Source organism: Aetokthonos hydrillicola CCALA 1050, from assembly GCF_017591665.1.
GTDB classification, from domain to species: Bacteria; Cyanobacteriota; Cyanobacteriia; order Cyanobacteriales; family Nostocaceae; genus Aetokthonos; species Aetokthonos hydrillicola.
The window spans coordinates 1-1,572 of record NZ_JAAKGC010000377.1 but is presented as its reverse complement, the minus strand read 5'-3'; the positions used below and the strand labels follow the sequence as shown (position 1 = coordinate 1,572).

General features: G+C 43.3%; 2 protein-coding genes. Both read left to right on the top strand.

What is annotated here, in order from left to right:
• Positions 1-633 (top strand): alpha/beta fold hydrolase (locus tag G4P69_RS38085; protein WP_208355150.1); only part of this gene is annotated, 633 nt, incomplete at its 5' end.
• Positions 634-637: 4 nt separating this feature from the next.
• On the top strand, positions 638-1,237 hold the full coding sequence (locus G4P69_RS38080) for a Uma2 family endonuclease (protein ID WP_208355146.1): 600 nt from the start codon (positions 638-640) through the stop codon (positions 1,235-1,237).
• Positions 1,238-1,572 lie beyond the last annotated feature (335 nt).

The window sequence follows — 1,572 nt, the reverse complement described above, 5'->3', positions numbered from 1 at the left end:
GTAACCGATTACTTAACGACTATTCGGGAATTTTTACAACAGACTTGCAATGCTCCAGTTAGGGTAATTGCTTCTTCTCTGACAGCAGCCTTTACAATTCGAGTCGCGATCGCCAATCCAGAACTATTTAAGTCTTTGATTCTCACAACACCGGCTGGACTTTCTGACTTTGGCGAAGATTATACCAAAAGCTTGTTTGCTCAAGTGGTAAAAATCCCTGTTATAGATCGCCTACTTTACAGCACTGGGATTGCTACCAGTAACGGCATTCGTAGTTTCCTAGAACAACGGCAATTTGCACAACCTTCGAGAGTGTACGAAGAAATTGTCGACGCTTACTTAGAGTCAGCACAGCAACCTAATGCGGAATATGCAGCGTTGTCTTTCGTACGTGGGGACTTATGTTTTGATTTATCTCTTTACATTCAACAATTAGTAACCCCTACTGCTATTATCTGGGGACAAAAGTCTCAATTCACTGGTCTAGAAATTGGTCGCCGTCTTGCTCAGCTGAACCCACAAGCAATTCGAGTTTTTCAACAGCTAGATGATGTGGGATTAACGCCGCAGTTGGAACTACCCGCAGTCACAATTGGTTTGATCCGGCGATTTTTAGCTCTATTAGACTCTTAAAATAATGATTGCTCAACCGCTAGATCAGTTAATGACTCCCGAAGAGTATCTAGAGTGGGAGGAACAACAACCCGTTAAGTACGAGTATATTAACGGGCAAGTTTTTGCAATGACAGGGGGAACTATCCCTCATAATGATATTGCGCTTAACCTTGCAACTGCTCTTAAAAGCCACCTTAGAGGCACGGGCTGTAACATTCAGCTGGCAGATGACATACTCGGCGTTTCGCAAAATGGTCCTTTTCATTATCCAGATGTCATAGTCAGCTCTAACCCACAAGACCAAAAAGCCCGCAAGGTAATCTATCACCCTTGTTTAATTGTAGAGGTATTATCTCCAAGTACAGAAGCATTTGATCGTGGTCAGAAATTTAGGCATTATCGGAGAATTGATTCTTTAAGGGAATATGTTCTCATTGAAGCAGACAAAATGAGCGTGGAATGTTACCGTCTCAATGAAAAAGGAAAATGGGAGCTGACTTCTTATTCGCTAGAGGAAACAACAGCAACAGCAGTTCACCTGAACAGTGTGGATTTCCGTTGTCCTATTTCTTTGTTATATGAAGATGTTGTTTTTCCAGAAGTTGAGGAGTCTGGGGGCTAAAGATACCAAGATTGCTCCCCCGTTCGGTAACGCTTACGCGCTCTACCCAACCTACGATTTTCCAAAACCCGTGCAATATTGGGGCAGAGTGCGCTATTTAGTGGGGGCTTACCGTTACGGGAAATCGCAGGGTGCTTCACCAAATCCCGAAAGGCGAACACCCTCACAAAGATTACTCAGGGTTAAGTGTTGCTAACTGTAAAGCATAAAGGTTAGCGTACACTCCTTGCTTTTCAATTAATTCAAAGTGAGTCCCCTGCTCAACGATTTGACCCTGTTGAATAACTAATACTTGATCTGCTTGCGTGACTGTACTAAGGCGGTGAGCAATAACG